This window comes from Streptomyces sp. AM8-1-1, from assembly GCF_032229325.1.
Taxonomy (GTDB): Bacteria; Actinomycetota; Actinomycetes; order Streptomycetales; family Streptomycetaceae; genus Streptomyces; species Streptomyces achmelvichensis.
This window is the reverse complement of sequence record NZ_CP135086.1, coordinates 4,566,208-4,591,180: the sequence shown is the minus strand read 5'-3', so window position 1 is coordinate 4,591,180 and position 24,973 is coordinate 4,566,208. Positions and strand designations below refer to the sequence as shown.

The following is a 24,973-nucleotide window of genomic DNA, read 5'->3' as shown; positions in this document are numbered from 1 at the left end:
CCAGCTGCGGGGGTCGGGTGGAACCCGGCTGCTGGGGGCCGGGCGGCAGGGCGCTCCCGACTGCCCGGCCTACTGGGGCTGTTTCGCCACCTGGGTCCGCACCGCACCCATGCTCGCCCCGATGACCAGCGCGATCGCCATCGCGTCGATCAGGGACAGGCCCTGGTGCAGGACGAGGAAGCCGGCCGTCGCGGCGATCGCCGGCTCCAGGCTCATCAGGACCGCGAACGTCGGTGCGGGCAGCCGTCGCAGCGCCAACAGTTCCAGCGTGTACGGCAGAACGGACGACATCAGCGCGACGGCGAGCCCGAACGCGAGGGTCGACGGCACGATCAGCTTCGACCCGGCCTCCGCGATGCCCAGCGGCAGACTCAGGAGAGCACCGACGGCCATCGCCAGCGCCAGTCCGTCCGCCTGCGGGAAACGGCGTCCGGTACGGGCGCTGAAGACGATGTACGCGGCCCACATCGCGCCCGCGCCCAGCGCGAACAGCGCGCCGACGGGATCGAGCCGGTCGAAGCCGCCGCCGCTGAGCAGCACCACACCGCCCAGGGCGAGACCCGCCCAGACCAGATTGATCATCCGCCGCGACACGATCACCGACAGCGCCAGCGGACCGAGGACCTCGAAGGTCACGGCCGCGCCCAGCGGAATCCGGTCGGCAGCCTGGTAGAAGAGGATGTTCATGGCGCCCATGGCGGCGCCGAACGCCACCACCGTGCCCCAGTCGGCACGCGAATGGCCGCGCAGCTTCGGGCGGCACACCACGAGCAGGACGACGGCGGCGAGGACGAGCCGCAGGGTGACCACGCCGAGCGCCCCGGCGCGCGGCATCAGCATCACCGCGACGGCGGCACCGAACTGGACGGACAGCGCACCGGCGACGACGAGGGCGACCGGGCCGAGGGTGCGGCCGGCGTCCCGTGCCGAGCCGGCCGCGCTGCCGTCGAGGGCGGCCGCGGCCTCCGGTTCGGTGACGACGACAGTGGTGCGCGCTTCGTCCACCGGAACCTCCCTGATCGGCCGGGCCGTGGCGCGTCACCCCCGGCCTGCTGCGGCCCTCCCCACGCTACGACTCCTCCGCCGCCGCGTGAAATGCCGACTGTGCTGCCGTTATGCTCCACGCGCATGAGCATCGAGATGCGCCATCTCCGCTGCTTCCTCGCCATCGCCGAGGAGTCCAGCGTGACCAGGGCCGCGGTCCGGCTGCACCTCACCCAGCCCGCCGTCTCCCGCGCCCTGGCCGCGCTCGAGAAACAGCTCGGCACACGGCTGGTGGACCGCTCCACGCACCATCTCGCGATCACCCCCGAGGGGCGGGTCTTCCGCGACAAGGCGGCCGCGGCGGTCGCCGCCTTCGACGAGGCACTGGACACCGGCAGGCTGCGGCGGCGGCCGCTGCGGCTGGGGCACGCCTGGTCCGCCCTCGGGCCGTACACCACCCCGCTGCTGCGCCGCTGGGAACGCGAGCACCCCGAGACCCCGCTGGAGCTCCTGCGGATCGACGACCGCACCGCCGGGCTGGTCCGCGGCGAGGTGGACGCGGCGGTCCTGCGGGGCCCGGTGGACACGCCGGGCCTGGTCACCGAGCTGCTGTTCACCGAGTCCCGGGTGGCCGCGGTCACCTCGGACGGCCCGTTGGCGGCGCGCCCGTCCCTGACGCTGGCGGAGCTGACGAACACGCCGATGATCCTCAACACGGTCTCGGGTCTGACGACGCTGGACCTGTGGCCGCCGGAGTCCCGGCCGGGGACGACGGTGACGGTCGCGAACACGGACGACTGGCTGACGGCGATCGCGGCGGGGAGGGGGGCGGGGGTGTCGGTGGCGTCGACCGCGGCGATGCATCCGCACCCGGGGGTGACGTACCGCCCCCTGACGGACGCGCCCCCGGCCCGCGTCATGCTGGCCTGGCGCGCGTCGTCCCCGCACCCGGCGCTGCGGGAACTGCTGGCGCTGGCACGCGAGCTGACATGACCGCGGGTGCGGACCACTGGTCGGGGCTCGGCCCCGAGCCCCGCTGAGCCGGACAAGGTGCCCGGCGTCTCGAGGCTGTCCGGCGATCGAGGACACGGCCGCAGGGGGTGCCGCCGCAACGAAAGCCGCAGGCCACTTGTCGGGGCTCCGCCCCGAACCCCGCGCCTCAAACGCCGGCGAGGCTGAATGTGCGACCACCAGCCCGTCCGGCCGAGCCCGACAACGTGTCCCGGAAATCCAGCCCGTCCGGCGATCGAGGACACGACCACAGCGCGTGCCGCCGCAACGAAACCCGCAAGCCACTTGTCAGGGCTCCGCCCCGAACCCCGCGCCTCAAACGCCGGCGAGGCTGAATGTGCGACCACAAACCCGGGCGAGACAGGCGGCCCGGCCGAACACGCAGCCACACCAGTCCCGTCCGGGCCGAGCCGGACAACGCGTCCCGCACATCCAGCCCGCCCGGCGATCGAGGACACAACCACAGCGCGTGCCGCCGCAACGAAACCCGCAAGCCACCGGTCAGGGCTCCGCCCCGAACCCCGCGCCTCAAACGCCGGCGAGGCTGAATCTGCAGCCACCAGCCCGTCCGGCGGTGAGGACACGACCGCAGGGCGTGCCCCGTGACGAAAGCGGAACGCCGCAACGCACACGCGGCCACCCCCGCCCGTCCGGCGGTGAGGACACAAGACACACCCCCGCGCGCACCCCCCTCCCCCCACCCCCCGTGGTACAGACAGCACATGACCCGCGACGAACTCCTCTGGTTCCTCCGCCGACACAAGCTCGCCGTCGAAGCCTCCGTCGGGCCCGGCGGCAGACCGCAAGCCGCCGTCGTCGGTTTCGGTGTCAGCGATCAGTTGGAGATCGTCTTCGACACCGTCAACACCACCCGCAAGTACCGCAACCTCCTCGCCGACCCCCGTATCGCCCTCGTCATCGGGTGGGACGAGGCCGTGACCGTGCAGATCGAAGGACTCGCCGACTTTCCCGAGGGGCCCGAGCTGGAGCGCCTGAAGGCTGCCTACTTCACGGCGTATCCGGAAGGGCGGGAGCGGCTCGGGTGGCCCGGGATCACGTATGTGCGGGTGCGGGCGCACTGGGCGCGGCACAGTGACTTCACCGTGGAGCCCGCGCGGATCGAGGAGCTCACTCTCGACTGAGGTCGTCCGGCAGGGCCTCCGCGAGCACCTCCGCGAGGTGCCGTGCGCGGTGGCCCTCCAGCTGGGCCAGCTGCGTACGGCAGGAGAAGCCGTCCGCGAGGAGTTCCGCGTCCGGGCCCGCCGTGCGGACCGCCGGGAGGAGCTGGTCCTCCGCGCAGGCCACCGACACCTCGTAGTGGCCGCGCTCGAAGCCGAAGTTGCCGGCCAGTCCGCAGCAGCCGCCGCTCAGCTCCCCTTCCAGACCCGCGCGTTCACGCAGCCGGCGTTCCGCGTCCTCGCCGAGGACCGCGTGCTGATGGCAGTGCGTCTGGCCGGCCACCGGGCGATCCAGGCGCGGCGGTGTCCAGTCCGGGGCGCACTCCTCCAGCGCCTGGGCGAAGGTGCGGACCGATGCCGCGAGGCGCGCCGCGCGGGGGTCGTCCGGCAGGAGTTCGGGGAGGTCCGTCCGCAGCGCCGCCCCGCAGCTCGGCTCCAGCACGACCACGGGGGCGCCCAGGTCGAGCAGCGGCTCCACGGTGTCCAGGGTGCGGCGCATCACCGTGCGGGCGCGGTCGAGCTGGCCCGTGGAGACGTAGGTGAGGCCGCAGCAGACCCGGCCGGGCGGCACGACGAGGCCCAGGCCCGCGGACTCCATGACCCGTACCGCGGCCCGGCCGACCTCCGGGGAGAGGTGGTCGGTGAACGTGTCCGGCCACAGCACAGCCGTACGGCTTGTCGCGAGGACCTCCGTACGCCCTCGCAGATGCCCGGCCAGCCAGGTGCGGAACGTCTCCGGGGCCAGCCGCGGGATGTCCCGTTCGGGCCCGATGCCGCCCAGCCGCTTGGCGACGGACGCCAGCGGCCGGACCCGGGCCGCGGCGTTGACGAGCCGGGCGAAGGGGGCCGCCGCACGCAGCCACTCGGGCAGCCGGCCCATGGCGTAGTGGGACGCGGGCCGGCGGCGCCCCGCGTAGTGGTGGTGCAGGAACTCCGCCTTGTACGTGGCCATGTCGACGCCCACCGGGCAGTCGCTGCGGCACCCCTTGCACGACAGGCACAGGTCGAGCGCGTCCCGCACCTCGGGGGAACGCCAGCCGTCCCGCACGATCTCGCCCGCCAGCATCTCGTGCAGGAGCCGGGCCCGGCCGCGGGTGGAGTGGGCCTCCTCGCCGGTGGCGCGGAAGGACGGGCACATCACTCCGCCGCCCGAAGCGGCCGATGTCGTACGGCACTTGGCGACGCCCACGCACCTTCGCACCGCGCCGGCGAAGTCGCCGCCGTCGTGCGGGTAGCCGAAGGCCACGTCGATCCTCTCCCGGGGGAGCACGGCGAAGCGGAGGTTGGCGTCGAGGCGGTCGGGGCGGGCCAGCATGCCCGGGTTCATGCCGCCGGCCGGGTCCCACAGGTCCTTGAACCGGCCGAAGAGGCCGACCAGTTCGTCCCCGTACATCTTCGGCAGCAGCTCCGCGCGCGCCTGGCCGTCGCCGTGTTCGCCCGACAGCGAGCCGCCGTGGGCGACGACGAGTTCGGCGACCTCCTCGGAGAATCGGCGGAAGGCCCGCACACCCGGCTCGCTCAGCAGGTCGAAGTCGATACGGACGTGGATGCAGCCGTCGCCGAAGTGCCCGTACGGCGTGCCGCGCAGGCCGTGCGCCGCCAGCAGCGCCCGGAAGTCGCGCAGATAGGCGCCCAGCCGGGCGGGCGGCACCGCGCAGTCCTCCCAGCCGGGCCAGGCCTCCGTGCCGTCGGGGGTGCGGGTCGCCGTGCCGGCCGCGTCCTCGCGCACCCGCCACAGGGCGCGCATGCCGGCCGGGTCGTCGACCACCGTGCCGTCCAGCGCGTCGGCCGCGCGGAGCACGGCCTCGGCGCCGGCCCGTGCCTCGGCCGCGGTGTCCCCGCCGGTCTCCACGAACAGCCACGCGCCGCCGCGCGGCAGCCCGTGGCCGGGGGGCACCAGGTCCTCGGCCATGCCCTCGACGGTCAGCGGGCGGAGCGGAAGGAGCCCGGAGGCCGCCTCGGCCGCCGCGCTCTCGTCGGGGTAGCCGAGCACCGCGAGGGCCCGGGCCCGGGGCGCGTCGACGAGCCGTACGGTCGCCTCCGTCAGCACCCCGAGCGTGCCCTCGCTGCCGCAGAACGCGCGGGTGAGGTCGACGCCCTTCTCGGGCAGCAGCGCGTCCAGCGCGTAGCCGGAGATCCGGCGGGGCAGCCCGTCCGTGAACCCGGTGCGCAGCAGGGCGAGATGGCCGTCGACGAGTTCGCGCAGGCCGGCGGGGGCGCCGGAGTCCCAGCCACGGCCGAGGCGCAGTGCGGCGCCGTCGTAGGTGGTCACGGAGAGGCCGTGCACGTTGTCGGCGGTCGTGCCCCAGGCCACCGAGTGCGCGCCGCAGGAGTTGTTGCCGATCATCCCGCCGATCGTGCAGCGGGCGTGGGTGGAGGGGTCGGGGCCGAAGGTGAGGCCGAGGGGGCGTACGGCGTCGCGGAGGGTGTCCAGCACGACGCCGGGCTGGACGACCGCCGTGCGGGCCTCGGCGTCCACGTCGAGCACGGCCCGCATGTGGCGGGTGAAGTCGAGCACGACGCCGATGCCGGTGGCCTGCCCGGCAATCGACGTACCCGCGCCGCGCGGCACGACGGGCACCTCGTACTGCCGGCAGACCGCGAGTGCGGCGGCCACGTCGTCGGCGTCCCGGGGTGCGACGACGCCGACCGGTACCCGCCGGTAATTGGAGGCGTCCATGGTCATCAGGGCTCTGCCGGCGGCGGAGAAGTCCACCTCGCCGCGCATGTCCCGCCCGAGCGCCCGCGCCAGCTCGCCCGTCGCGTCGGCCGTCGCACCGGCCGTCGTGCGGGCGTCCGCGGACCCGGAGTGCGCCTCCCGCACCCGGGCAGAGCTGCCGTCCGGCTGCCGGTCCGGCCCCGTCTGTCGCTGTTCCGCCATGTCTCTCAGCATGCCCCCGTCACTCCCGTCACACCGCCGCGAAACGGGCCGGTCCGGCGGCCGCTCTCTGCCAGGCCTTGGCAAAGCCGGGGGGAAGAGCCCAAAGTGATCGCCAACTCTCCTATAGTGACGAGCACTTGATCGGGAACTCGCGGCTCCAGTTCTGCCCCCGCCACCCCTCGGAAGGCAACACTCGATGACCGGCACCGCTCAGAAGCGATGACCCGCGGTACGCGGGCGGTCCCCCCGGCCGGGCCACACCCCACGCCTGTCGGGACGACCGAGAACACACTGAAGATCGTCGTCGTCGGCGGCTTCGGCGTCGGCAAGACCACGATGGTCCGCTCCGTCAGCGAGATACGCCCGCTGCACACGGAAGAGGTGATGAGCCGCGCCGGCCGCAGCCTGGAGGACACCAGCAGGGTCAGCGGCAAGAACGCCACCACCGTCGCGTTCGACTTCGGCCGGATCACCGTCGCCGACCGCAGCGTCCTCTACCTCTTCGGCGCCCCCGGCCAGAAGCGCTTCTGGTTCCTGTGGGAACGGCTGCTGGCGGGCACGATGGGTGCGGTCGTCCTCGTCGACACCCGTTGCCTCGACGAGGCCTGGTACGCCCTGGACCGCCTCGAACACCACGGCATGCCGTACATCGTCGCGGTGAACGACTTCGGCGGACCGCTGCACAGCGACGAGCACATCCGCGAGGCGCTCGCGCTCGGCCCCGACGTGCCGATGGTGGAGTTCGACGCCCGCGACCACTCGTCCAGCAAATTCGTCCTGATCGCGCTGGTCGAGCATCTGCACGCCCTGGCGGTCCGCCACAAGGGCTGAGCCCGCCGGTGACGCCGGCCACCGGTACGACCGTCATATGGGCAGCTGTCTCATCCGCCGGACCGCGTCCGCGCGACGCCCCGTGACCGACTACGCTCCGGAACGTGGCTGAGATCCGGATTCCCGCTGACATCAAGCCCGCCGACGGCCGTTTCGGCGCGGGCCCCTCCAAGGTGCGGACGGAGGCGCTCGACGCCCTGTCCGCCACCGGCACGTCCCTGATGGGCACGTCCCACCGCCAGGCCCCGGTGAAGAACCTGGTCGGCACGGTGCGCGACGGCGTGCGCGACCTGTTCCAGCTCCCCGAGGGCTACGAGGTGATCCTCGGCAACGGCGGCTCCACCGCTTTCTGGGACGTCGCAACGCACGGCCTGATCGACAACAAGTCCCAGCACCTGTCGTTCGGCGAGTTCTCCTCCAAGTTCGCCAAGGCCGCCAAGCTCGCACCCTGGCTGGCCGAGCCCACCGTCATCACCTCCGAGCCGGGCACGCACCCCGAGCCCGAGGCCGAGGCGGGCGTCGACGTGTACGGCTTCACGCACAACGAGACCTCGACCGGTGTCGCCGCCCCCCTCAAGCGCGTGAACGGCGCCGACGAGGGCGCGCTGGTGCTGGTGGACGCCACCTCGGGCGCCGGCGGACTGCCCGTCGACATCGCCGAGACCGACGTCTACTACTTCGCCCCGCAGAAGTCCTTCGCCTCCGACGGCGGCCTGTGGATCGGTGTCTTCTCCCCCGCCGCCCTGGAGCGCGCCGCGCGCATCCACGGCTCGGGCCGGCACGTCCCGGAGTTCTTCAGCCTCCCGACGGCGATCGACAACTCCCTGAAGAACCAGACGTACAACACCCCCGCGCTGGCGACCCTCTTCCTGCTGAACGAGCAGCTGAAGTGGATCAACGGCCAGGGCGGTCTCGACTGGTCGGTGCGCCGCACGGCGACCTCCTCGCGGACCCTGTACGGCTGGGCGGAGGCGTCGAAGTACGCCACCCCGTTCGTCGTCGACCCGGCCAAGCGCTCGCAGGTCATCGGCACCATCGACTTCTCCGACGACATCGACGCGTCCGCGGTCGCCAAGGTGCTGCGCGCCAACGGCATCGTCGACACCGAGCCGTATCGCAAGCTGGGCCGCAATCAGCTGCGCGTGGCGATGTTCCCGGCGATCGACCCGGCGGACGTCGAGGCGCTCACCGCGTGCGTCGACTACGTGATCGAGAACCTCTGACACCCACGTCGTACGAGTGAGGGGCCCGGCGGCCGAGGCTGCCGGGCCCCTCGTCGTCCCGATGGGCGCGGGCTCGGCCGGATGGAGCAGCGGCGCGGGCAGGGGCGGGGCGGCCGCCCGATGCTGAGCGTGCCCATCGTGCTCGCCCACCGGGAGAACCACCGTGCCGCTGCCCCGACGCTCGCCGCTTCGTCTGTCCGCCGCCCTGCTGACCGCCGCCGCTCTCGCCGGGCTGGTGTCCGCGCCCGCCCGCGCCGCCGACCCCGCCGGCTCCGACCACGACCGCGCGCTGCAAAGGCGGTTGCAACAACTGATCGCCGCCCCGGGCGGGCCGCCCGGCATCATCGCCGTCCTCCGGCGCGACGGCCGCTCCGAGGTCCATCGCGCCGGTGTCGCCGAGATCGGCACGGACCGGCCGGTCCGGGTGAGCGACCACATGCGGATCGCCAGTACGGCCAAGGCGTTCAGCGGAGCGGTCTCCCTCAGCCTCGCCGACCGCGGGAAGCTGCGCCTGGACTCCACCATCGGCAGGGTGCTGCCCCGGCTGCCGCGCGCCTGGCACCGGGTCACACTGCGGCAGTTGCTCAACCACACGAGCGGCCTCCCGGACTACTCCGAGGACCGTGAGTTCCTGGAGCTCCTGGCCGCGAACCCGCGGCGGCGCTTCGACTCCCGCCGGCTGCTCGACTTCGTCGCCGGCGAGCCGCTCCGGTTCCGGCCGGGCTCGCGGTACCGGTACTCCAACTCCGACAACATCGCCGTGGCCCTGATGGCGGAGGCGGTCACGGGCCGGCGCTACGAGGACCTGCTCGCCCGTCTTGTGTACCGCCCGCTCGGTCTGCGCGACACCAGCCTTCCGCAGGGCTACGAGCTGCCCGAGCCGTATCTGCACGGCTACGACGTCACCCCGCCGGACCCGCCGGAGGACGTCTCCGAGGTGCTCAGCGCGTCCGGCGTCTGGGCGTCCGGCGGCATCGTCTCGACACCGCGGGACATGACGGCGTTCGTCCGCGGCTACGCGGGCGGCCGGCTGATCTCGGCGCGGACGCTGCGCGAGCAGCGGCGCTGGGTCGCGGGCGCGTCGGAGCCGGCGGGGCCGGGCGCGAACAAGGCCGGTCTCGCGATCTTCCGCTATGCGACACGGTGCGGGGTGGTGTACGGCCACACCGGCAACTTCCCCGGCTACACGCAGCTGATCGCGGCGACGGCCGACGGCAGGAGGTCGCTGACGTTCTCGATCACGACCCAGGTGAACCGGCTGAACAAGCCGGAGCTGCTGGAGCAACTGCGGGACGTCCAGGAGGACTTCGTCTGCGAGCTGCTGCGCCGGTAGACGCGTGCGCCACGCGGGTGGGGCCATCCCCCGGTTCCGGCCCCACCCGCGAGCGACCCGCGCTCAGGTCCCGGCGCGCGACGTCAGCGGCTCAGACGCTGGAAGCGGCGGACCGCCAGCGGCAGGAACACCGCCGTCACGGCCAGCGGCCACACCACCGCCATCAGCACCCCGTGCTCCTGGATCCAGCTCCCGTCCCCCGCCACCGGGTTGCCGAACAGCTCCCGGGTCGCCGCGGCCGTCGACGAGATCGGGTTCCATGCCGCGACCGTGCCCAGCCAGTCGGGCATCGACGACGGCGGGACGAAGACGCTGGAGATCATCGTGAGCGGGAACACCACCGCGTAGAGCCCGCCCGCCGCCTCCGGGCTCGGCACCAGCAGGCCGAGCCAGATCCCGACCCAGATCAGACTGAACCGCAGCAGGACGAGCAGGGCGAACGCGGCGGCCGTGCCCAGGATTCCGCCGTCCGAGCGCCAGCCCATCACCAGGGCCGTGGCCGCGAGGATCGTCAGCTCGGCGCAGGCCACGATCAGATCGTTGACCCCGCGGCCGGCGACGACCGCGGACGGTGCCATCGGCATCGAACGGAAACGGTCGATGACCCCCTTCGAGGAGTCGGTGACGACCGAGATGGCCGTGTTCATGAAGCCGAAGGCCATGGTCATCACGAACATGCCCGGCATCAGGAAGTCGCGGTAGTCGCCCCCGCCCGGCGGCTTCATCGCGCCGCCGAAGACATAGCCGTACAGCAGCACGGAGACGATGGGGAAACCCAGCTGCCAGGCGATGTAGGAGGGTTGGCGCCGGTAGTGGGTCAGCCCGCGGCGTACGACGTTCCAGCAGTCCAGCACCGCCCAGTACAGCCGGCGCTCCCCCTCGGTCTCGACCCGCAGATCGACGGCGGCGACACCGGTGGTCGCCGGTCCGCTGCGGTCCATGACGTCGCTCATGCCGCGCTCACCTCGGTCTTCTCGGTCGTCCCGGTCGAGTCGGTCTTCTCGGTCGAGTCGGTCTTCTCGGTCGCGTCGGGTGTCTCGGTACGGTGGCCGGTCAGGCGCAGGAACACGTCGTCCAGGCTGGGCCGGCGCAGGCCGATGTCCTCCACCGCGACGCCCGCGTCCTGGAGGGTGCGCGCCACCTCGGTCAGCGCCGCCACCCGGTCGGTCACCGTCGCGTGCACCCGGCGCTCCTGCTCGCTGGTCTCCGGCCGGCCCTGCGCGACGCGCGCGACCACGGCAGCGGCCGCCGGCAGGTCCGCGGGATCACCGACCACGACCTCGATACGGTCGCCGCCCACGCGGTTCTTCAGCCCGTCGGGGGTGTCGTCGGCGATGGCCCTGCCCTGGTCGATGACGGTGATGTGCGAGGCCAGCTTGTCGGCCTCGTCGAGGTACTGCGTCGTCAGCAGCACGGTCGTCCCGCCCGCCACCAACTCTCTTACGGCCTTCCACACTTCGCCGCGCCCGCGCGGGTCGAGGCCCGTCGTCGGCTCGTCCAGGAACAGCACCTCGGGCGCGAGGATCATCGAGGCGGCGAGGTCGAGGCGTCTGCGCATGCCTCCGCTGTACTGTCCGACGCCCTTGTCCGCCGCCTCCACCAGGTCGAACTGCTCCAGCAGTTCACCGGCGCGCAGCGCGGCCCGCCTGCCGCCCAGATGGAAGAGCCGCCCGAACATCTCCAGGTTCTGGCGGCCGGTGAGGATCTCGTCGACGGCGGCGTACTGACCGGCGAGCCCGATCCTGCCGCGGACCCGGCGGGGGTCACGTGTGACGTCGGCGCCGGCGACCCGCGCCCGTCCGCGGTCGAACCGCAGCAGCGTGCTGAGGACGCGCACGGCGGTGGTCTTGCCGGCGCCGTTCGGCCCGAGCAGACCGTGCACGGTGCCCCGGCGCACGGCCAGGTCGAAGCCGTCGAGTGCGCGCTTGTCCCCGTATCTCTTCTCGATCGCTTCGGCGAGTACGGCGTGTTCGTTCACGAGCCCTCCCGGCAGGACGGATGACAGACAACTGGGTACGGCGTACTCACAAGAGAGTACAGCGTACCCAGTTCTTGTCCAGCGCATTAGGCTGAAGCCATGACGACCGAAACGAGCGGCAGCGGAGACATCTCCCGCACCCTGGAGCTCCTGTGGGGCACGGGCGAGCGTCCGAGCCGGGGCCCGAAGCCCGGCCTGACCCTCGACCGGATCGTGACGGCGGCCGTCGAGATCGCCGACGCGGAGGGGCTGGCGGCCGTCTCGATGCGGCGCCTGTCCACGGAACTGGGCGCCGGCACGATGACGCTCTACCGGTACGTCCCCGGCAAGGCCGAGCTGCTCGACCTGATGCTGGACCGGGTCGGCGGCCAGCCCCCGGCCACGAAGGAGCCCGAGGCGGACTGGCGCGCCGCGATCGACGCCCTGGCGCGCGGCTACCTCACGCTCTACCGGGAGCACCCCTGGCTCCTCAAGGTCAACCAGGCCAGAACGGTCCTCGGCCCGAGCGCGCTACGGGGACTGGAGTACGCGCTGACGGGCCTTCAGGACATGGGCCTCACGGACCCCGAACTGATCTCCGTGATCATCGCGACGCAGAGCTTCGTGATGGGCATCGCCCGGATGGAGATCGAGACGATCGAGGCGGCGAAGGCGACGGGCCGGAGCGACGAGGACTTCTGGGAGGGCCAACGGCCGTTCCTGGAACGGGCGATGCTGAGCGGGGAGTACCCGCGGATGGCGGCGCTGGCGGAGGACACGTTCAGCAGGGACTTCGACCATTTCGAGTTCGGGCTGGGGAGGCTGGTAGCCGGCCTGGAGGCCCTGGTCCGCGACCGCGCATCGAGCCCGGCCGGGACAACAGGCCGCGCGTCCAGCCCTGCCGGGGCAACGGGCCGCACATCAAGCCCCGCCGGCGATTGAGGCGCGGGGTCCGGGGCAGCGCCCCGCCAACCGGCTGAACCTGCCCGCACACTCAGCCGCGCCGCAGCAGCCGCTTCAGGCCCAGCACCAGCGCCGTCGCCGCCGCCAGACCGATCACCGCGTAGGTGAAACTGTTCTGGTCGTCGCCGGCACCCTCGCCCCCGCCGCCGCCCGACGCACCGTCCTTCCCCGACGGCGACGTCCCGCCCGACGCCTCGTCCTTGCCGAGCGGCACCCGCTCCACCTCGCTCTGCTCCCCCTCCGTCCCGAACATCAGCGCCTTGCCGTCCGTCGTGTACGTGACCGACTCCGCCTGGCCCTGGATCGGCGCCTTCACCCGGTGGTCCGCGCCGAGGCGGCCGTTCGTCCACTCGTAGCCGCGGGCGCTGAAGTACGAACGCAGCACCAGCTCCTTCCCGTCCGGCGAGAACGCGCCGTCGGTCACCCACGGCACCTCCCCGACCCGGCGGAAGGTGTTCGTACCGGACCGGGTGAGTTCGGCCGGGCCCTCGTACAGACCGCCGCCGTCCTCGTTCTTCGACCCGATGTAGACCCGCCCGGTCTTCGGATGGACCATCAGCGCCTCGGCGTTGCGGGCTCCGTCGGCGTACCTGACCGTGTACTGCGTGGCGTTCACGGTCATGTCCTTGAGCGCCTTCGGCTCGGGGAACGTGTAGATCCACACGTGGTCCCAGCTGCCGTTGAGGTTGTCCCCGATGTCGCCGACGTAGACCTTGCCGTCCGGGCCGACCGAGATCGCCTCCATGTCCCGCGGAGTGCCCACCCCGCGCAGGGTGATCGTCGCGACCGTCTTCCCGGTCCGGGATTCGACGGCGAACACCCGCGGCTCGTCCTGGTCGTTGTGCGTCCAGTACACCCCCGGGTGCGCCCGGCTGGCGGCGAGGCCGCTGGACTCCGTGACCCGCGGGTCCGTGATCGTGAAGCCGGGGTCCTCCGACGTTGCGGAAGCGGCCGGCACGGCGGCGAGCAGGACGAACGCGGCGGCAGCGGCGGTGACGTACGGAAGCGAACGCATGCCCCAAGCCTGCCATCCCGCCCGGGTTCCGGCCCGCGCCCCCGGAACCGTCTCCCGGCAGCCCCGCCCGCACCCGCGCCCGCACCGGCACAGGCACCACCCCCGTGGCCGGTCTCACATCGCGGACCAGCCGTCCCGTCCGCCATGATGTGCCCCATGCGTTTCATGTTCGTCGGCGACTCCATGACCATCGGACGCGCCGGCGACTACACCTGGCGCTACCGGATGTGGCAGCACCTCGGCGCATCCTTCGGCAGCCCGTACGAGATCGTCGGGCCACGGACCTGGCTGTACGACACCGAGGTGGACGCCCCGCGCTCGTACGCCTACGCGGCGCCGTTCCCCGCGGACGCCCGGCGCCATCTCGCGGGCTGGGGCGAGGGCTGGCTCCACATGGCGCCGGTGATCCGCGAGACGGTGACCGACCAGCGCCCGGACGTCCTGCTGGTCTCGCTCGGCCTGATAGACCTCGGCTTCTACACGGACAGCGGCCAAACCGCCCTGAACGTCCGCCGGTTCATCGCCGAGTCCCGTGCCGCCAACCCGCACGTCCGGATGGTGCTGCTCCCCGTCATACCGAACGTGCGCGCCCGTGCGGACGCGCCGTTCGCGGCGGAGTGCGACCGCTTCAACGAACTGCTCGCCAAAGCGGTCGCCGACCTGGACACCGCGGCGTCCCCGATCCTCCTGGCGTCCCGTCCCGAGCGGTACGACCTCGACACGGACACCTACGACGGCACCCACCCGAGCGCGTCGGGCGAGCACAAGCTCGCGGCGGCGTACGCGCAGGCGATGCACCAGGCGTGGGGGCTGGGCGCCCGTTACGAGGCCGCGGCCTGATCCTGCCGCGTACCGCCCCGGCCGAGGCCGTCAGAAGACGAACGGCCCGGGGTTCTGCGGGGAGGTCGCCGTGCAGGTGGCGGTGATCCCGAACACCACCACGGTCAGGGACGTGGCTTCCAGGCTGTCGCCCACCGCCACGGTGCCGTCCAGCGGTCCGGTGGAGACGGCGCCGCCCGCCGGGATCGCGGGGTTGGCGTTGCCGGTGAACGTCGTGGTGTCCGTGCCGTTCTTCGCCAGCGTGAGCGTGGACTTCACCGAGTTCGCCGAGATGGGCAGGGGTGAGGTGATGGCGTCCGTGGCCAGGCTGATGGTCGCGGCTGTGCCGTCCTGCGTGGCCGTGAGGTTCGCCGTACCCGAGCCGAACGAGCCGCAGTCGAAGGACAGCGTCGCCTTCTCCGGCGTCACCGCCTGGGCCGCGGGCGCCATCGCGAGCGTGCCGGCGGCCAGCAGGCCGACGCCGAGGAATGTGCCGATGCCAAACGTGCCGTGCTTCATGGGAGGTCCCGCCTTCGTGTGTGGGGTCACGGGCCGGCGCCGGCGGCTGCCATCGGGCGTGCGCACGCAATCCTGGGGCGTGGGGAGCCCGGGAAGCCGGATCACCTGCGAGCACGGTGCGGCTGATGGGTCGTCAGCGACGCTCCCATTGCTGCACGGGCCTCCCGGGAAAACAAGGAGAGCCACCGAATGTTGACATGTAACGGCCAAATCAGGCTGTCGGCTCCAGCGGGGCGCGCGTCAGGCGGTTGGCGAAGGTGGAGAGCGTGTAAGTCCCGATCCCCATGACCACCTCCAGCGCGTTCTGCGGAGTGAAGCCCTGGCCGAAAAACGCTGCCAGCGACTCGCCCCCGGCCGCGCCGGACGCGGCGATCACGTCGAGCGTGAACCTCCGTACGGCTTCGAGGCGTTCGTCGTCGAGCGGGCGCTGCGCGACCAGCGCCGCCACGGTTTCCTCATCCGCCCCCAGCGCCCGGAGTTTGCCGGTGTGCATCACGACGCAGACATGGCACTCGTTGCGCGCCGCGACCGTCATGATGACGACCTCGCGCGCCACCGGATCCAGCGTCGTGCGCTCGAAGAGGGCGCTGAGCTGAAGGAATCCGTCCAGCGTGTGCGGCGAGGCGGCGAGTCTGGCGACCGCGGGCGGCAGATGCCCCAGATTGCGCCGGACCGCCTCCATCGAACGACGGGACGCGGGCGGTGCGGACTCCGGGCTGTGGTCGGGAAAGGCGCGATCGGCGACGGCGTGATCAGTGAGCACGGTGACCCCTCTAAGATGGACAACATGGTTGACGATAAAAAGGTAAACCAGGTTGTCGATAACGGCAAGGGGGTTCCCGGCAGGGGCTACGAGCTCCCCCTGCTCCTCTTCGCCGGATTCCGCTCCCTCATCGACCGGCTCCACGTCGAGCTGGCCCGCCAGGGCCACCCCGACGTCCGCCCCGCACACGGCTTCGCGATGCAGGCGATCGGTATCGACGGCGCGACCGCGAGCGAGGTCGGCCGCCGCCTCGGCGTCTCCAAGCAGGCCGCCGGCAAGACCGTCGACCGGCTCGTGGCGCTGGGCTACGCGGTCCGCGCCGACGACCCGGCCGACGCCCGCCGCAAACTCGTCCGGCTCACCCCGCACGGCCTGGACGCACTGTCCCGCTCGGCCGCGATCTTCGACGAACTGCGCGCCGACTGGGCACGGAAGCTCGGTGCGGACCGGGTCGGCGACATCGAGCAGGCACTGCGCTCGGTCGTCCCCGCCGACGCCTTCCGCCTCGACGCGGCGGGCTGGTTCAGCGGCGCTTGAGCGTGCCGCGAGGCCGGCCCTTGCTTCGAGCGCGCTCCAAGGAGTTGGCTTGGGGCCCATGGAGTACACGCAGCTCGGACGCACGGGACTCAAAGTCAGCCGACTCGTCCTCGGGACGATGAACTTCGGGCCTCTCACCGACGAGGCCGACAGCCACACGATCATGGACGCCGCACTCGGCGCGGGCATCAACTTCTTCGACACGGCCAACGTCTACGGCTGGGGCGAGAACAAGGGCCGCACCGAGGAGATCGTCGGCAGCTGGTTCGCCAAGGGCGGCGACCGCCGCGACAAGGTGGTCCTCGCCACCAAGGTCTACGGGAACATGGGCGCCGACGGCGAGGCCTGGCCCAACCACGACAAGCTCTCCGCGCTCAACATCCGGCGCGCCGTCGACGCCAGCCTCAAGCGGCTGAAGACGGACTACATCGACCTCTACCAGTTCCACCACATCGACCGCAGCACCCCGGTCGAGGAGATCTGGCAGGCCATCGACACACTCGTCCAGCAGGGCAAGATCCTGTACGTGGGGTCGTCCAACTTCCCGGGCTGGAAGATCGCCCAGGCCAACGAGGCCGCCGCGCGCCGGGGTTCGTACGGGCTGGTCAGCGAGCAGTGCCTCTACAACCTCGCCGAACGCCGCGCCGAGATGGAGGTGATCCCGGCCGCGCAGGAGTACGGCCTGGGCGTCATCCCCTGGTCGCCGCTGCACGGCGGACTGCTCGGCGGGGTGCTCAAGAAGGAGGCCCAGGGCGGACGCCGCGCGACCGGCCGTGCCGCCGACACTCTGGCCGACGCCGACTCCCGCGCGCAGATCCAGGCATACGAGGACCTGCTCGACAAGCACGGTCTGGAGCCGGGCGAGGCCGCGCTGGCCTGGCTGCTCTCCCGTCCGGGCGTCACGGGACCGATCGTCGGTCCGCGTACGGCGGACCAGCTGGAGTCCGCGCTGCGCGCCGTCGAGCTCGAACTGAGCGACGAGGTGCTGGCCGGTCTCGACGAGATCTTCCCGGGTCCGGGACCCTCTCCGGAGGCCTTCGCCTGGTAGGTCACCGGCAGTGACCGACGGACGGCCGTGGGCCGGCCGGCAGCGGACGGATACCGGACGCCGCTACCGGCCGGCCACGGCCGCCACGGCGATGATGCCGAACATCAGCACAAGGACGCCGGCCATGATCTGGTTTCTGGTCTTGGTCTTCACGCAACGAGGTTAACGCGGCTGTTCGAGGGGTCCCGAACCCGGCTCCGGTTCCGCACCCCGTTCCGTGCCGGGGGCCGGCTCCGTACCCGCGCCCGGCTCCGTACCGGGGACCGTCGGGGCGCCCGGACCCGGATCGGTGGCCGGCCCCGGTTCCATGGCCGCCTCCGCGCCCGGCTCCGGCAGAGCGCCCGCGTCCTTGCCGAGCGGCCAGGTGCCCACCGTCTCGTACCGCGGCTCCTCCCCCTTCACCCCGCTCACCGGCAGGTTGCTGCGGACGAGATGGAGTTCGGACACCTCCCAGGGGGTGCTGTCGAAGTCGGCCAGCGCGTCGACGAACGGGATCAGCGACATGTCCACGCGGCTGCGGGCGACGGTGAGGTGGGCCGTGTAACGGCGGTGTTCCTCCATGCCGATCCCGGACCTGCGGGCGGCCGCGTCCGCGCGCTCGGCGAGCAGGCGCATCTCCGCCAGCCCGCCGGAGGCCCCGGCCCACAGCGCACGCTTGCCGAAGTGCCCGCCGGCGTGGATGCGCAGCGGGAAGGGGTCGGTACGGCGTGCGGCCCGGCCGAGCCGTTCGTGCAGCTCGGGCAGGATCTTCTCGTCGACCTCGCCCAGGAAGGCGAGGGTGAAGTGCCAGCCCGCCCGGCCGGTCCAGCGCAGGCCGTCCGCGCCGGGCAGGGTTCTCAACCGGTCCACGGCGAGGCCGAGTTCGTCGACGGCCTGGCCGGGCGGCAGTACGGCGGCAAAGAGTCTCATGATCCGAGTCTGGCCCAGCCGGCCCGGTTCACACAGGTGCCGGGAGCCCTTCCCTGCGCCGTCCCACGGGGCGCCGGACCCCCGTCCCACAGCGTGGCCGGTTCCGGTCCCACCCCTCGGCCGGCCCTCGTCTCACGCGGCGGTCGCGAGCCTCTCCCGGGGCACGAACTCCAGGTGCTTGTGGCCCGGCCGCAGGTCGACCTTCAGGCGCAGCCCGCCGGCGCGGGCGAGCATCACACCGATGCCGAGCGCCGCCAGCAGCGAGATGACACCGCCCGCCGCGAAGCCGATCCGCGGTCCGTAGGTGTCGGTGATCCAGCCGAAGACGGGCGCGCCCAGGGGCGTACCGCCGACGAAGACCATCATGAACAGGCTCATCACGCGCCCGCGCATCGCCGGTTCCGTCGCCATCTGGACGCTGGAGTTGGCCGTGACGTTGACGGTGAGGCCGGCCATCCCGATCGGCACCATCATCAGCGCGAAGATCCAGAACCCCGGTGCGAACGCGGCGACGGTCTCCAGCAGTCCGAACATCACCGCGGCTCCGACCAGGAACCGCAGCCGTGAGGTCCCGCGGCGCGCCGCGAGCAGGGCGCCCGCCAGCGATCCGGCCGCCATCAGCGTGTTCAGCAGCCCGTAGGTGCCCGCGCCCGAGTGGTACACGTCGTCGACGAACGCCGACAGCCAGATCGGGAAGTTGAAGCCGAAGGTGCCGATGAACCCGACCAGGACGATCGGCCAGATCAGCTCGGGGTGCGTCGAGACGTACCGCAGGCCCTCGCGCAGCTGCCCCTTGCCCCGGGGGGCGCGCTCCACCTTGTGCAGCTCGCTGTTGCGCATCAGCAGCAGGCCGGCGATGGGGGCGAGGAAGGACAGTCCGTTGAAGAGGAACGCGTAGCCGCTGCCGACGGCCGTGATGAGGACACCGGCCACGGCGGGGCCGACGAGCCGCGCGGACTGGAAGTTGGCGGAGTTGAGGCTGACCGCGTTGCCGAGCTGGTCGGGGCCGACCATCTCGGAGACGAAGGACTGACGTGCCGGGTTGTCGACGACGGTGACCATGCCGAGCAGGAAGGCCGTGAGGTAGACGTGCCAGACCTCGACGTGTCCGCTGAGGGTGAGGACGGCGAGCGCGGCGCCCGTCGCGCCCATGGCCGACTGGGTGGCCAGCAGCAGACCGCGCTTGGGCAGCCGGTCGGCGAGCACCCCGCCGTACAGGCCGAACAGCAGCATCGGCAGGAACTGCAGCGCGATGGTGATGCCGACGGCGGACGCGGATCCGGTGAGCGTCAGGACCAGCCAGTCCTGGGCGATGCGCTGCATCCAGGTGCCCGTGTTGGACACCACTTGGCCGATGGCGAAGAGCCGGTAGTTACGGATCTTCAGTGAGCTGAACATGGTCGTAGGAGAGGGTGCGGGTGCGGAGTCTGCTCCGGGTCCCGTACTCAACAGCGTCGCCTCCTCGGCGGTCGGTGCTTACGCCAGGTGCGCGAGCTTCTCCAGTACGGGAGCGGCCGCGCGCAGCTTGGCCCATTCCTCATCGTCGAGCCCCTCGGCGAGGGCGGCCAGCCAGGCGTTCCGCTTGCGGCGGCTCTCCTCGAGCATGGCCTCGGCCTGCTCCGTCTGGCTGACGACCTTCTGCCGGCGGTCGTCGGGGTGCGGTTCGAGACGGACGAGCCCCTTGGCCTCCAGGAGCGCCACGATCCGGGTCATGGACGGCGGCTGTACGTACTCCTTGCGGGCCAGCTCACCGGGGGGGGCCGAGCCGCAGCGCGCCAGGGTGCCGAGCACCGACATCTCGGTGGGGCTCAGCGATTCGTCGACGCGCTGGTGCTTCAGGCGCCGGCCCAGCCGCATGACGGCCGAGCGCAGGGAGTTCACGGCGGCGGCATCGTCGCCGTAGGACAGGTCCGACATGTTCGTTAGCGTAACTCATTACCCATGCTAAATACCAGCCGGGGGCGGGGGCCCGAGAGGGGCGCGAAGACGGTGCGGGAGGCGCACCCCGGGGGCGGTCCGGCGGCGCCCGGAAAAGGGCCGGGTCACCCATATGAGTGAGACGTATCCGGAAAGTGACGCACCGGCCACGACGCTGCGGCGACCCTGGCTGGCATGGGATCGACTGTGCTCAGCCTGCGGATAGACGGTGAGCTGCTCGACCGGCTCAGGCACCACGCCGCCATACGCGGAATGAGCGTCCAGGACTATGTGGTCCGGACGCTCATTCGCGACGACTTCGACGAACGCTTCAAGGCGGCCGTCGACGAGACGGAGAAGTTCTACGGCCTGACGTGAGCCGTGGGCGTCACGCCGGTCCGCGGGAGGGGGCTCAGGCGAGGCCGAGTGCCGGCATCGCGTAGTAGAAGACGAACACCGCGGAGACGACGTACATCGCGACGGGCACCTCGCGGCCCCGGCCGACGGCCAGCCGCAGCACGCTGAAAGCGATGAAGCCGATGCCGATGCCGTTGGTGATCGAGTAGGTGAAGGGCATCATCACCATCGCCAGGAACGCCGGGACCGCGAGCGTGTAGTCGCTCCAGTCGATGTCCCGGATCGAACCGGCGAGGATCAGGAAGCCGACCGCCAGCAGCGCGGGCGTCGCCGCCTGCGAGGGGACCATGGTCGCGAGCGGTGTGAGGAACAGCGCCACCGAGAACAGCGCGCCGGTCACCACCGAGGCGAGCCCGGTCCGGGCACCCTCACCGACACCCGCCGTGGACTCCACGAAGCAGGTCGTCGCCGACGACGAGGTCGCGCCGCCCGAGGCGACCGCCAGACCGTCCACCAGCAGGACCCGGTTGATCCCGGGGAAGTTGCCGTCCTCGTCCATCAGCTTCGCCTCGTCGCCGACACCGAGGATGGTGCCCATGGCGTCGAAGAAGCAGGACAGCAGCACGGTGAAGACGAACAGCACACCGGTCAGATAGCCGACCTTCTCGAAGCCGCCGAACAGGCTCACCTCGCCGACCAGCCCGAAGTCGGGGGTCGCGACCGGGCTGCCCGGCCACTCGGGCGTGGTCAGACCCCAGCTCGGAACGTCCGCCACCGCGTGGATGCCCATGGCGACCAGCGTCATCACGACGATGGAGATGAGGATCGCGCCCGGCACCTTGCGGATGATCAGGGCGAGCGTGAGCAGCGCGCCCACGGCGAAGACGAATACCGGCCAGCCGTTGAGGTGGCCGTCGAGGCCCAGCTGGAGCGGCACGGTGGTCTTGGCGACGTCCGGGATACGGGAGACGAAGCCCGAGTCGACGAGCCCGATCAGCATGATGAACAGGCCGATACCGATCGCGATGCCCTTGCGGAGACTGCGCGGCACCGCGTTCATCACCCGCTCCCGCAGGCCGGTGGCGACCAGCAGCATCACGACGATGCCGGCGAGGACGACCATGCCCATCGCGTCCGGCCACGACATCCGGGGGGCGAGCTGGAGCGCGACGACGGTGTTCACACCGAGACCGGCGGCCAGGGCGATCGGGACATTGCCGATGACGCCCATCAGCAGCGTGGAGAAGGCCGCGGTCAGCACGGTGGCGGTGACCAGCTGGCCGCTGTCGAGCTGGTGCCCGTACATGTCCTTCGCGCTGCCGAGGATGATCGGGTTCAGCACGATGATGTAGGCCATCGCGAAGAAGGTGGCGAAGCCGCCACGGACCTCACGGGCCACGGTGGAACCGCGCTGCGAGATGCTGAAGAAGCGGTCCAGGGGGCCGGACGGCGTCTGCGGGGGGTCGACCTTGGCGGGGGCCGAGCTGGTCATGCGGTCCTCATTGCGGTGACTGAACTCGGCGGTTCAGCAGTGCTGAACTTGGCGGTTCATACGAATAAAACCGGTCAGGGGCAAACCGTTTCAGTATGAACATATGAGGCCGTGATCGCTATCTCCGCGCGTAGACAGCGTGTGAGCAGCTGAGGAGACCGGCGGGAGGGGCGTACAGGAGCAGCACTAAGCTGGCCGCATGGCGAAGTGGACCCCACGGCACGAGGCACCGGAACCCCTTGAGGGGCCGATCGTCGGCACCATCGTCGGCGGCACCATCCTGTGGTTCGTCCTCTTCCTGGTACAGATCCCCTTCTACAACTGGTTCGACGAACGCGACCTGATGTGGTGGGTGTGGACCTGCCTGGCCGGCGCGGGCCTCGGCCTGATCGGAATCTGGTACGTACGGGGCCGGGACGTCGCGATCAAGCGCGCGAAGGCGGCGGAGAGCGCGACGGCCTCGCCCGTGGCCGCCGATGACGCGCCGGCGCCGGGGGCGCACGGGGACGAATCCGCCGTTCCCGGGAGCAAGCCGGGGTCACCCTCGGACGAACCCGTAGTTCCCCGGGACGATTCGTCTCCTCCCCCGGTCTGATCCCGGGCGACTCGGCGGGTGAACGGGACCGTCCGGTCGTACCGTCGAGACCATGACGCAGCGGGCGAGGATCGAGACCAACGGCCCTGAGCCGGACGGCCCCCACATCGACGCGGGCGCCGAACTGGATCCCGTGCACCCGATGAAGCCGCCGAAGTCGCTCACCGCGACCCGGCCGCCGGCCACCGGGCTCACGGCGGCCGAGGTCGCCGAAGCCATCGCGCGGGGCGAGGTCAACGACGTCCCCGTGCGCTCCTCCCGGTCCACCGCCGACATCGTCCGGGCCAACGTCTTCACCCGCTTCAACGCGATCATCGGCGTGCTGTGGGTGATCATGCTCTTCGTCGCGCCGATCCAGGACAGCCTCTTCGGCTTCGTGATCATCGCCAACACCGGCATCGGCATCATCCAGGAACTGCGCGCCAAGAAGACCCTCGACGGGCTCGCCGTCATCGGTGAGGCCAAACCGTCCGTACGGCGCGACGGGGCCTCCGCGGAGATCTCCACCTCCGAGATCGTCCTCGGCGATCTGGTCGAACTCGGCCCCGGCGACAAGGTCGTGGTCGACGGCGAGGTGGCCGAGGCGGAAAGCCTGGAGATCGACGAGTCGCTGCTGACGGGTGAGGCCGACCCGGTTCTCAAGCAGCCGGGCGACCAGGTCATGTCGGGCAGCTTCGTGGTGGCGGGCGGCGGGGCGTTCACGGCGACGAAGGTGGGACGCGAGGCGTACGCGGCCCAGCTCGCCGAGGAGGCGTCCCGCTTCACGCTGGTCCACTCCGAGCTGCGCAGCGGTATCAGCACGATCCTCAAGTACGTGACCTGGATGATGATCCCGACCGCGACCGGGCTCATCATCAGCCAACTGGTGGTCAAGGACAACAACTTCAAGGACTCCGTCGCCAGGACCGTCGGCGGCATCGTGCCGATGATCCCCGAGGGCCTGGTGCTGCTGACCTCGGTCGCCTTCGCGATCGGCGTCATCCGGCTCGGCCGCAAGCAGTGCCTCGTCCAGGAGCTGCCCGCGATCGAGGGCCTGGCGCGGGTGGACGTCGTCTGTCTCGACAAGACGGGCACCCTGACCGAGGGCGGCATGGACGTCACCGAGCTGCGGCCGCTGGACGGCGCGGACGAGCCCTATGTGCGCAAGGTCCTGGGTGCGATGGGCGAGTCCGACCCGCGGCCGAACGCCTCGCTCCAGGCGATCATCAACGCCTACCCGGACAGCGAGGACTGGCGGTGCACGCAGTCGCTGCCTTTCTCGTCGGCGCGCAAGTACAGCGGCGCCGCCTTCAGCGAGGGCAACGGCAACAGCTCCACCTGGCTGCTGGGCGCGCCCGACGTCCTGCTGCCCGCGGGCGACAAGACACTCGCCGAGATCGAGCAGCTCAACGAACAGGGTCTGCGGGTGCTGCTGCTCGCGCGGGCGGCCGGCGAGCTGGACGCGCCTGCCGTCGCGTCCGGGGCGACCCCCACCGCGCTCGTGGTCCTCGAACAACGGCTGCGGCCCGACGCCTCGGACACCCTGCGCTACTTCGCCGACCAGGACGTCGCCGCGAAGGTCATCTCCGGTGACAACGCGGTCTCCGTGGGCGCGGTGGCCGGAAAGCTCGGTCTGCCGGGCGCGGAGAACACGGTCGACGCCCGCCGGCTCCCCTCCGAGCGGGCCGAGATGGCGGCCGAGCTCGACTCCAACGCGGTCTTCGGCCGGGTGAGCCCGCGGCAGAAGCGGGACATGGTGGGCGCGCTCCAGTCCAACGGCCACACGGTCGCCATGACCGGCGACGGCGTCAACGACGTCCTCGCCCTCAAGGACGCGGACATCGGCGTCTCCATGGGCTCCGGCTCCGAGGCGACCAAGGCCGTCGCACAGATCGTGCTGCTGAACAACAGCTTCGCGACCCTCCCGTCCGTGGTGGCGGAGGGACGGCGGGTGATCGGCAACATCACCCGCGTCGCGACGCTCTTCCTGACCAAGACCGTGTACTCGGTGCTGCTGGCGATCCTGGTGGTCTGCTGGCAGGTGGAGTACCCCTTCCTGCCCCGGCATCTGACACTGCTGTCGACGCTGACGATCGGTGTGCCGGCGTTCTTCCTGGCGCTCGCGCCGAACAAGGAGCGCGCGAAGCCGCACTTCGTGCGCCGGGTGATGCGGTACGCGATCCCCTCGGGCACGATCGCGGCGGTCACGACCTTCTGCACCTACCTGCTGGCGCGCTCCCACTACAGCGGCCCCGGCTCCCTCGAAGCGGAGACGAGCGCGGCGACGCTCACGCTGTTCCTGGTCTCGATGTGGGTCCTCGCGATCATCGCCCGCCCGTACACGTGGTGGCGCATCGCGCTGGTGGCGACGATGGGCGGATGCTTCCTGATCGTGCTGGTCGTGCCCTGGCTCCAGCACTTCTTCGCGCTGAAGCTGGTCGGCATGACGATGCCGTGGGCCGCGGCGGCGATCGCGGCGGTGGGGGCGGTGCTGCTGGAGCTGGCTTGGCGGTACGTGGGGAGGAAGTACCCGGCGTAGGGCGGCCGTTCCTCGGGTTGCCTCTCCGGCCGAACACCCCAGGGTGCGCAACGCCGTTCCCGATCCCTGGCCGGCCGATCGGCTCCAACCGTGCAGAACCTGAGGTTTGAGCAACTTCTGAGC

At 71.5% G+C, this 24,973-nt stretch carries 21 protein-coding genes and 2 pseudogenes; 12 read left to right on the top strand and 11 right to left on the bottom strand.

The features are described from left to right. Positions 1-69: 69 nt before the first annotated feature. A complete protein-coding gene (locus RPQ07_RS20815; RefSeq protein WP_313945676.1) occupies positions 70-1,005 on the bottom strand; it encodes an EamA family transporter in 936 nt (311 codons plus the stop codon). A gap of 123 nt (positions 1,006-1,128) precedes the next feature. On the opposite strand from RPQ07_RS20815, the gene RPQ07_RS20810 reads away from it, so the two are divergent. Together RPQ07_RS20810 and RPQ07_RS20805 are read left to right on the top strand one after the other, a co-directional pair. Next, positions 1,129-1,977: a LysR family transcriptional regulator gene (locus RPQ07_RS20810; RefSeq protein ID WP_313945675.1), complete on the top strand. Its 849-nt coding sequence runs from the start codon at positions 1,129-1,131 to the stop codon at positions 1,975-1,977. Between the two features lie 740 nt (positions 1,978-2,717). Continuing rightward, the gene (locus tag RPQ07_RS20805) at positions 2,718-3,137 is read left to right on the top strand and encodes a pyridoxamine 5'-phosphate oxidase family protein (RefSeq protein WP_313945674.1); all 420 of its coding nucleotides are present in this window, start codon (positions 2,718-2,720) and stop codon (positions 3,135-3,137) included. Here the strand turns inward: RPQ07_RS20805 and RPQ07_RS20800 are convergent. Further along, a complete protein-coding gene (locus RPQ07_RS20800) occupies positions 3,124-5,901 on the bottom strand; it encodes an FAD-binding and (Fe-S)-binding domain-containing protein (RefSeq protein WP_313948962.1) in 2,778 nt (925 codons plus the stop codon). The genes RPQ07_RS20805 and RPQ07_RS20800 overlap by 14 nt on opposite strands. A gap of 372 nt (positions 5,902-6,273) precedes the next feature. Between RPQ07_RS20800 and RPQ07_RS20795 the strand changes: the two genes are divergently transcribed. The 3 genes from RPQ07_RS20795 to RPQ07_RS20785 all read left to right on the top strand — a co-directional run bounded on the left by RPQ07_RS20795 (position 6,274) and on the right by RPQ07_RS20785 (position 9,441). Further along, positions 6,274-6,885 carry a GTP-binding protein gene (locus tag RPQ07_RS20795; protein ID WP_313945673.1) on the top strand — a complete coding sequence of 204 codons (612 nt, stop codon included), beginning with the start codon at positions 6,274-6,276 and terminating at the stop codon, positions 6,883-6,885. Positions 6,886-6,989: 104 nt separating this feature from the next. Further along, the gene (gene serC / locus RPQ07_RS20790) at positions 6,990-8,108 is read left to right on the top strand and encodes a phosphoserine transaminase (protein ID WP_313945672.1); all 1,119 of its coding nucleotides are present in this window, start codon (positions 6,990-6,992) and stop codon (positions 8,106-8,108) included. A gap of 163 nt (positions 8,109-8,271) precedes the next feature. Continuing rightward, positions 8,272-9,441 carry a serine hydrolase domain-containing protein gene (locus RPQ07_RS20785; RefSeq protein WP_313945671.1) on the top strand — a complete coding sequence of 390 codons (1,170 nt, stop codon included), beginning with the start codon at positions 8,272-8,274 and terminating at the stop codon, positions 9,439-9,441. 83 nt (positions 9,442-9,524) lie between these two features. Here RPQ07_RS20785 and RPQ07_RS20780 read toward each other — a convergent pair whose 3' ends face one another. Then, positions 9,525-10,394, bottom strand: a complete 870-nt coding sequence (locus tag RPQ07_RS20780; protein ID WP_313945670.1) for an ABC transporter permease — start codon at positions 10,392-10,394, stop codon at positions 9,525-9,527. Then, on the bottom strand, positions 10,391-11,419 hold the full coding sequence (locus RPQ07_RS20775) for an ATP-binding cassette domain-containing protein (protein WP_313945669.1): 1,029 nt from the start codon (positions 11,417-11,419) through the stop codon (positions 10,391-10,393). Before RPQ07_RS20775 ends, RPQ07_RS20780 begins: the two co-directional genes overlap by 4 nt. Positions 11,420-11,518: 99 nt before the next feature. Between RPQ07_RS20775 and RPQ07_RS20770 the strand changes: the two genes are divergently transcribed. Then, positions 11,519-12,340 (top strand): TetR/AcrR family transcriptional regulator, encoded by an 822-nt coding sequence (locus RPQ07_RS20770; protein WP_313945668.1) that lies wholly within the window; start codon positions 11,519-11,521, stop codon positions 12,338-12,340. Between the two features lie 52 nt (positions 12,341-12,392). Here RPQ07_RS20770 and RPQ07_RS20765 read toward each other — a convergent pair whose 3' ends face one another. Then, the gene (locus RPQ07_RS20765; protein WP_313945667.1) at positions 12,393-13,376 is read right to left on the bottom strand and encodes a WD40 repeat domain-containing protein; all 984 of its coding nucleotides are present in this window, start codon (positions 13,374-13,376) and stop codon (positions 12,393-12,395) included. Between the two features lie 156 nt (positions 13,377-13,532). Here RPQ07_RS20765 and RPQ07_RS20760 point away from each other — a divergent pair, with 156 nt between their 5' ends. After that, entirely contained in the window at positions 13,533-14,216 is a 684-nt protein-coding gene (locus tag RPQ07_RS20760; RefSeq protein WP_313945666.1) for a GDSL-type esterase/lipase family protein, read from the top strand. Between the two features lie 30 nt (positions 14,217-14,246). Here the strand turns inward: RPQ07_RS20760 and RPQ07_RS20755 are convergent, their stop codons facing one another. Together RPQ07_RS20755 and RPQ07_RS20750 are read right to left on the bottom strand one after the other, a co-directional pair. Next, positions 14,247-14,714, bottom strand: coding sequence for a hypothetical protein (locus RPQ07_RS20755; RefSeq protein ID WP_313945665.1), 468 nt, complete (start codon positions 14,712-14,714; stop codon positions 14,247-14,249). Between the two features lie 211 nt (positions 14,715-14,925). Continuing rightward, the gene (locus RPQ07_RS20750; RefSeq protein ID WP_313948961.1) at positions 14,926-15,396 is read right to left on the bottom strand and encodes a carboxymuconolactone decarboxylase family protein; all 471 of its coding nucleotides are present in this window, start codon (positions 15,394-15,396) and stop codon (positions 14,926-14,928) included. A gap of 105 nt (positions 15,397-15,501) precedes the next feature. Here RPQ07_RS20750 and RPQ07_RS20745 point away from each other — a divergent pair, with 105 nt between their 5' ends. Continuing rightward, a complete protein-coding gene (locus RPQ07_RS20745; RefSeq protein WP_313945664.1) occupies positions 15,502-16,014 on the top strand; it encodes a MarR family winged helix-turn-helix transcriptional regulator in 513 nt (170 codons plus the stop codon). A 58-nt stretch (positions 16,015-16,072) separates the two neighbouring features. Beyond that, positions 16,073-17,062: an aldo/keto reductase gene (locus RPQ07_RS20740; protein WP_313945663.1), complete on the top strand. Its 990-nt coding sequence runs from the start codon at positions 16,073-16,075 to the stop codon at positions 17,060-17,062. A 348-nt stretch (positions 17,063-17,410) separates the two neighbouring features. Here the strand turns inward: RPQ07_RS20740 and thpR are convergent. The 3 genes and pseudogenes from thpR to RPQ07_RS20725 all read right to left on the bottom strand — a co-directional run. Further along, positions 17,411-17,971, bottom strand: a pseudogene (gene thpR / locus RPQ07_RS20735) (RNA 2',3'-cyclic phosphodiesterase); the annotation flags it as partial. A gap of 132 nt (positions 17,972-18,103) precedes the next feature. Then, a complete protein-coding gene (locus RPQ07_RS20730; RefSeq protein WP_313945662.1) occupies positions 18,104-19,420 on the bottom strand; it encodes an MFS transporter in 1,317 nt (438 codons plus the stop codon). Positions 19,421-19,447: 27 nt separating this feature from the next. Beyond that, positions 19,448-19,888 carry a MarR family transcriptional regulator gene (locus RPQ07_RS20725; protein WP_313945661.1) on the bottom strand — a complete coding sequence of 147 codons (441 nt, stop codon included), beginning with the start codon at positions 19,886-19,888 and terminating at the stop codon, positions 19,448-19,450. A 195-nt stretch (positions 19,889-20,083) separates the two neighbouring features. On the opposite strand from RPQ07_RS20725, the gene RPQ07_RS20720 reads away from it, so the two are divergent. Next, entirely contained in the window at positions 20,084-20,266 is a 183-nt protein-coding gene (locus tag RPQ07_RS20720) for a ribbon-helix-helix protein, CopG family (RefSeq protein ID WP_313945660.1), read from the top strand. Positions 20,267-20,300: 34 nt separating this feature from the next. Here the strand turns inward: RPQ07_RS20720 and RPQ07_RS20715 are convergent, their stop codons facing one another. Further along, positions 20,301-21,737, bottom strand: coding sequence for an NCS2 family permease (locus RPQ07_RS20715; protein WP_313945659.1), 1,437 nt, complete (start codon positions 21,735-21,737; stop codon positions 20,301-20,303). 199 nt (positions 21,738-21,936) lie between these two features. Here RPQ07_RS20715 and RPQ07_RS37805 point away from each other — a divergent pair. After that, positions 21,937-22,182, top strand: a pseudogene (locus RPQ07_RS37805) (DUF2530 domain-containing protein); the annotation flags it as partial. A gap of 202 nt (positions 22,183-22,384) precedes the next feature. Continuing rightward, complete coding sequence (locus tag RPQ07_RS20705; protein ID WP_313945657.1) at positions 22,385-24,850, top strand: HAD-IC family P-type ATPase; 2,466 nt, start codon at positions 22,385-22,387, stop codon at positions 24,848-24,850. Positions 24,851-24,973: the final 123 nt, after the last annotated feature.